This window comes from Paenibacillus sp. P22, from assembly GCF_000469945.2.
Lineage (GTDB): Bacteria > Bacillota > Bacilli > Paenibacillales > Paenibacillaceae > Paenibacillus_O > Paenibacillus_O humicus.
In genome coordinates, this window is sequence record NZ_CBRA020000128.1 from 23684 (window position 1) to 30267 (window position 6584).

General features: G+C 59.6%; 6 protein-coding genes. 3 read left to right on the forward strand and 3 right to left on the reverse strand.

The genetic code is table 11. From position 1 onward, the window contains the following. Positions 1-1188 carry an undecaprenyldiphospho-muramoylpentapeptide beta-N-acetylglucosaminyltransferase gene (locus BN871_RS29980; RefSeq protein WP_157060323.1) on the forward strand — a complete coding sequence of 396 codons (1188 nt, stop codon included), beginning with the start codon at positions 1-3 and terminating at the stop codon, positions 1186-1188. Between the two features lie 206 nt (positions 1189-1394). Here the strand turns inward: BN871_RS29980 and BN871_RS17520 are convergent, their stop codons facing one another. After that, a complete protein-coding gene (locus tag BN871_RS17520; RefSeq protein ID WP_157053969.1) occupies positions 1395-1697 on the reverse strand; it encodes a hypothetical protein in 303 nt (100 codons plus the stop codon). A gap of 67 nt (positions 1698-1764) precedes the next feature. Next, positions 1765-2004 (reverse strand): hypothetical protein, encoded by a 240-nt coding sequence (locus tag BN871_RS17525; RefSeq protein WP_048748140.1) that lies wholly within the window; start codon positions 2002-2004, stop codon positions 1765-1767. A 131-nt stretch (positions 2005-2135) separates the two neighbouring features. Between BN871_RS17525 and BN871_RS17530 the strand changes: the two genes are divergently transcribed. Continuing rightward, positions 2136-3089 (forward strand): L-lactate dehydrogenase, encoded by a 954-nt coding sequence (locus tag BN871_RS17530; RefSeq protein ID WP_048748141.1) that lies wholly within the window; start codon positions 2136-2138, stop codon positions 3087-3089. A 133-nt stretch (positions 3090-3222) separates the two neighbouring features. Beyond that, entirely contained in the window at positions 3223-4533 is a 1311-nt protein-coding gene (locus tag BN871_RS17535; protein ID WP_048748142.1) for a deoxyguanosinetriphosphate triphosphohydrolase family protein, read from the forward strand. 930 nt (positions 4534-5463) lie between these two features. Here BN871_RS17535 and BN871_RS17540 read toward each other — a convergent pair. After that, positions 5464-6584, reverse strand: a 1121-nt coding sequence (locus BN871_RS17540) for an MMPL family transporter (RefSeq protein ID WP_048748143.1), incomplete at its 5' end; no start/stop codon positions are given.

The window sequence follows — 6584 nt, forward strand, 5'->3', positions numbered from 1 at the left end:
ATGAAAATCATTATCGACAAAGACACCCCCGCCTCTACGAAAACAACGGGAGACACAGCCCGGCCGGAGCAGGATAAGCGTTCGGAGCCGCTCCGTACGGCGCTCTCCGGCAAGAAGATCGTTCTCACCGGAGGCGGCTCAACCGGCCATGTCAGCGTCAATCTCGCGCTTATCCCGGGCCTGCTCGCGGACGGCTGGAAGATCGACTATATCGGATCGGCAGCCGGAATCGAGCGGGAGCTGATCGAGCCGCTGGACGGCGTCGCCTACCACGCCGTCTCCACCGGCAAGCTGCGCCGCTATATCGACATGAAGAACATGACGGATGCCTTCCGGGTCGTCAAAGGCCTGGCCCAGGCCGCCGCCCTGCTGCGCAGGCTGCGCCCGGACGTCGTCTTCTCCAAGGGCGGGTTCGTCTCCGTTCCGGTCGTCATTGGAGCGAAGCTGAACCGGATTCCCGTCATCATCCATGAATCCGACGTTACCCCCGGGCTCGCGAACCGGATCGCGATGCCGTTCGCCTCGGCGGTCTGCACGACCTTCCCGGAGACGGCGGCCTATATCCGCAAAGGTCCGGAGATCGTGCAGGCCGGAGCTCTCGTGCGTCCGGAGCTGCTGCAGGGCGATGCCGCCCGGGGCAGGCGGCTGTGCGGCTTCTCCGCCGGCAAGCCGGTGCTGCTCGTCATGGGCGGCAGCCTGGGATCGAGGCGCATCAACGAAGCCGTCCGGGAAGCATTGCCGCAGCTGCTGGAGCAGTACCAGGTGGTGCATCTATGCGGCAAAGGACAGCTGCCTGAGGGCAGCCCTGTGAATGACGGCGCAGGCTACCGGGCATTCGAGTATTTGTCGGAGGAGCTGCCGGATGTGCTGGCGATGGCGGAGCTCGTCCTCTCCCGCGCCGGCTCCAACGCGATCTTCGAGCTGCTGGCGCTGCGGAAGCCGATGCTTCTGGTTCCGCTGACGCTCGCCCAGAGCCGCGGCGACCAGCTGCGCAACGCCGCGTCCTTCGAGCAGGCGGGCCTATGCCGAGTGCTGCAGGAGGAGGAGCTCACGGCGGCGTCCTTGCTGGAGCATCTGTCCGTCTTGGAAGAGCAAAAGGCGGATTACCGCGAACGGATGGCCGACGCCGCTCCGGCCGACCCTTTGCCGCTCCTGCGAGGCATCATCGACCAAGCGGCTCGGCAGTAAGCCTCTTATCGAAAGTGCTTCCGCAAGACGATTCCATGACAGACCAAAGAGCCCGTTCCCGCTCGAAGGCCGCTAAAAAATGTCGCTGCGTGCGCGAATCGTTCTTCCAATCGCTGTTGTCCTTCTCCAGAACGATTCCGCACCCTCCGCTTGTTTTTCAGCAGCCCGCTCGCTTGCGGGCTCTTTTTCATTCCGAAAGGACGGCTTCAGCTTTCCTTGAGACTTTTGCACAGGGCATGGACAGCAAATAACAGCAGCCCGCCTGCAAGCGAAAACCGGATCAGGCCGATGAGTTGCCCAGAAGTAGCGCTGAAAGCATAGAGATATGATGTGTCCGAGCTGCCACCGCCCAAAACCGTCGTCAGTTTATAAAGGGCATATGCCGCATTGAACAAAAGCAAATGATAGGAAAGGGATAAGGCGGCAAGACCTTTATCCCTGCTTTTGCCGAAGGCGGCCGCAATCATGAAGACTGAAAATACAAGTACAAGCCCGTAAAGAAATCCCATCCCGCACCTCTCTTCTCCCTTTGACCTCCTGCCCTGGACGATCGATTGCATCATCCCCTGGTAAGGGTTACGCAAATGCTTTTCCTCTTTCTTTAAACGTCCATACAGCTGTTTGGTTGTTTTTCGGCTTTATTTTTCTAGCAGAGAGAAGCTGGCGCGCCTCCTGTCCGATATCGGCAAACATGCGGATATACCCGATTTCCGATCCCTGATCAATCCATGTCTTTCGTCCAAATGGAATCGCCGCAGGCGGAACAAAATAGGATACGCGGGGAGGGAGCAAGACGAAGGCATGCACAGCACGCAAAAACGGCTTCCCGAAGCACTCGAAGCTTTATGTTAATTTCCCTGACGTGTTATTGACACAGAAGCCATATATCCTTCATATTGTGATTCATAGCGGTTATCGTGCTCAGGCAAGCGGGAGGAGCGGGGGATATGGTCAACAAGCTCAGGAAAGCAGCCATTGTCGGAGTGGGCCATGTAGGGGCGAGCTGCGCGTACGCGATGGTGAATCAGGCGGTATGCGACGAAATCATGCTGATCGGCCGAAACCCGAAGCGGACGCGGGCCCAGGCGCTCGACCTCTCCCATTGCGTCGACTTCAGCCATTCGCGGACCAAGGTGTACGACGGCACCTTTGAACAATGCGGCGATATGGATATCATCCTCCTGTGCGCAGGGGGCAATCCGATTCCGGGCGGAACCCGTCTCGACCTGCTTGAATCGGCCTATGAGCTGCATGCGGACATCATCGGCAAAATCATGCAGAGCGGTTTCGACGGCATCTTCATCGCCGCCACCAATCCGGTCGACATCGTCACTTATATCGTCTGGAAGCTGTCCGGCCTGCCGCGGGAGCGGATCATCGGCAGCGGCACGTCCATCGACACGGCCAGGCTCAAGACGCTGCTCTCCGAGGACTTGCCTGTCGACCCCCGAAGCGTGCAGGGGTACATCATGGGCGAGCACGGCGAATCGCAGTTCCCGGTATGGTCGCATGTCACGGTCGGCGGCAAGCCGCTGGCCGATATCATCGGCCAGCACCCCGGGCGCTTCGGCCATATGGACATGGAGGAGATCGCCCTGCGCACGCGCAATGCAGGGTGGGAAATCCTGCACGGCAAGGGCTCCACGCATTACGGCATCGCAGCGGCCCTCACCTCGATCGCCCGTTCCGTGCTCAACAACGACCACCGCATCATGGCGGTATCGGCCGTGCTGGACGGCGAATACGGGCAGCGGGATATCGGCATCGGCGTACCGGCCATACTGGGGCGGAGCGGCATCCAGGAAGTGCTGGAGCTTCGGCTCAGCGCCCAGGAGCAGGAACGCTTCGAACGCTCCTGCTCCATTATCCGGGCCGCCATGGATACGCTGCCTCCCTGGTAGGAACAAGTTGCCGGGATGCCCCTACCTTCCTCCGCTTCCGCTATGCTACAATTTTCGCAATACCGCAATCAGCAAGCGGGATCCGGCAATTGCCGAATCCCGCTGGACATGGCAGCCAAGGGGGAACATAAACATGGATATCAGGCATATGAGGCTGGACGAACCGGCCCCGGCCACCTTCAGCGAAGAAAGAGAAGAATACGAGCGCGACTACGCCCGTCTTATCCAGTCCCCGGCGTTTCGACGGCTGCAAGGGAAATCGCAGGTATTCGGCGCCGGCTCCGGAGATTACTACCGGACACGCCTTACCCATTCCCTGGAGGTGTCCCAGATTGCCCGCGAAGCAGCCCGCCGGCTGGCCAAGCATTATCCGTTCGTCGAAAAGGGAGAGCATCCCGGGCTCGTCGTCAGTCCCGCCGTGGTGGAATGCGCGGCTTTGGCTCACGATCTGGGGCACCCCCCTTTCGGCCATCGGGGAGAAGAAGTGCTCAATCGCCTGCTGCAGGAGCAGTACGGCATGAAATATGAAGGCAATGCCCAAAACTTCCGCATTCTCATGTTCCTGGAGAAGCGCGCCGGCAGCGGCAGCGGGCTCGACCTGACAGCCGCGGTGCTGCTTGCCGTCAACAAATACCCTTTCTGCCTCGATGAGCCCGGCCGCCTCAAGGGAGTGTACGCACCGGAATGGGAAATCATTTCCGAGCTGCGCCGCAAGTGGGACATGCCGACAGGCGAGACGACGCTGGAGACGCAGCTGATGGATTTGTGCGACGATATCGCCTACTCCACCCATGACATCGAGGACGGCATCCGCGCTGGCAAAATCGGCATGAACCGGACCTTCTTCGAAAACGACCGGCTCCACGAGCATCTCGTTCAGGAGATCGCCCATGACGAAGGAAATCGGGGCTTTCGCTGGGATGAAGTGGACATCCCCGTCATGGTTCGCCGGGTGCTGGACGATTTCCTGGCTCAGTGGGAAGAAATCTACCAATCCACCGGCCGCGAGTCCTCGCGCACGCGCAGGGAAATCAAGGCCAGATGGGTAAGCACCTTCGCAGGCCGCATCGGCATCATCGACGACGGGGGCTGGAAGCGTGTCACCTTCGTCCGCGATGGCGCTCAGGATCTGGATCTGCTCCGCACGATGGAGATTCTGAAGAAGCTGGCCTGGGTAACGCTCGTCAAGGACTTCCGCGTCCAGCGGCTGCAGCTGCGCAGCGAGATCATGGTCCAGCGGTTGTGGGAAAGCTTTGTCGATCCCGACATGGGCCGCTTGATCATTCCTCCCGATTGGCTCGAGAATTATGAGCGCCATTCGGGCAAATGGAGCTGGCCGCGCTTTGTGGCCGATTATATATCGGGCATGACGGACGCTTATGCGGAGAAGGTGTACGCCGAGCTGTTCGCCAGCAAGTCCGGCTCCATCTATGAAATGGATTGATGACGGCCAGAGATGGCTGCAAGCCCGACAAGGTCAGTCATGAGCTCGGGCGCCGCGCGCTCCTCTGCCTCCCTTTTTGACTGCAAGTCCAATCTTGATTCCAACCACAAAATCCTAGCTGAGACGCAGGTGTATAAATAGAACAACTGGGTACTTGGAGAACTTCGAACTAACTGGGTAAACGTAGAACATCCAACTACCTGGGTACACATAGAACGCTCAACCAACGGGGTGAACATAGAACTCCAACAAACCAGGCGCTCGCAGAATGTCAACTACCTGGATGCTCGATGAAAGCCCAACTACCTGGATCTCATTGAACTTCCAACTCCTTCGATTTGGTCTTTCGCTCTTGCTGACAATCCGACCTTCAATACCAATCCTAGCCGCACGAGCTCTGGCTGCGCTTAGATGCCCCGACTGAACAAAAAAAACAGCCGAGCATTGCTATCGGACATCAGATCCGTTATTTCCTCGAAAATCGCTGATTCTCGGATTTATCGGACATCAGATCCGTTATTTGATCGAAATTCGCTCCGTAAGGCGATAAAAGGCCAAAATAGCGGATCCTATGTCCGATAAATAAGCAAAAGACCTCTTTGCAGGCAAATAACGGATCCTATGTCCGATACTTGCAGGCAAGAGGTCTTTTGTTGTTTTGTCGGCGACATGCGTATGCGGCCTGTCTGAACAAAACCGGTAAAAAGAGCGGCGCCATAGGCCGCATGGTGGCCCGCGGCGGTATTCCTCTGTTCAAGGCAATGTCCGCCATGGCCGGCTTCCATGTCTCTAACTTCGCTTCGCCGCTCCGGCTGCCCGGCTCCCACGTCTCGTTTTGGATCCCACAAGCCTCGCCTTCGGCTAACCCTGCAGCCTCGCTGCGGCTAACCCTGCAGCCTCGCTACGGCTAACCCTGCAGCCTCGCTGCGACTACCCCTGCCGCCCAGCTTCGGCCGTTCCGGCATCCGGAACCTGCTCCGCAGCGGTCCGGTGCAAGCCCGCAGGCCAGAACGCCCAGCGGCCCAGCAGCGCGGTAAGAGCGGGAACGAGGAACGGACGCACGATGAACGTATCGAGCAGGACGCCCAGCGCCGTAATCAAGCCGAACTGAAGCAGCACCTGGATCGGCAGCGTGGCCAGCACGGCGAACGTGCCGGCAAGAATGAGTCCGGCGGATGTAATGACCGGCCCGCTCTCGTTTACGCCCTCGGATATGGCTTGGCGGAGCGGCATATGCCGCCTCTTTTTCCAGATGCCCGACACCATGAAAATGTTGTAGTCCTCGCCCAGCGCCACCAGGAACACGAAGGCATAGAGCGGAATGGCCCCTTGTATCGCGTCGATTCCGATCGCCTGGAGGACGAGCCAGCCGAGCCCGAGAGCGGAGAAATAGCTGAGGATGACGGTTCCGATCAGGTACAGCATGGCGGTTGCCGAGCGCAGGTAGACAAGCAGCAGCAGCGCGATGAGGCCGATGACGACCGGAATGATCAGCCTTGTGTCCGAGGCTTGCGTCGCCCGGGTGTCGTATTGGACCGCCGTCTGGCCGGCAATCCAGACATGGCCTGCCGGATCGGCGGCTCCCGTTCCGGCGAGAGCGCTCTCGGCCAATCTCCTCATCTCGGGAATGCGGTCCATCGCTTCGAGGGAATAGGGGTTGAGGCTCAGCTCCACCGTCCAGGCCCGGATGTCGGGATCAACGGCTCCCTGCTGCGGCTGGGACACGGAGGCTACATAAGGCTGGCTCTTCAGCTCATTCGCGAAGCCGTCCATGCCGCCTCGTCCTTGCGTGTCCGCGATGATGGTGACGGGAGCCAGCTTCCCTTCGGAGAACTGTTCTCCGATGAGGCGGAAGCCTTCTCTGGACTCCATATCGGACGGGAACGAGGAAAGAATGTCGTACGTGAACTTCACCTGAGAGCTGACGGCAGCCAGGGAGCCGAGCAGCAGCAGGGAGATTCCGGCTACTTTCCATGGATGCCGGACGACGAGACGCCCGGTGAGTCCGGAGCGCCGGCTGCTGCGCGGAGAAGGCGCGGGCTTGCCCCGGC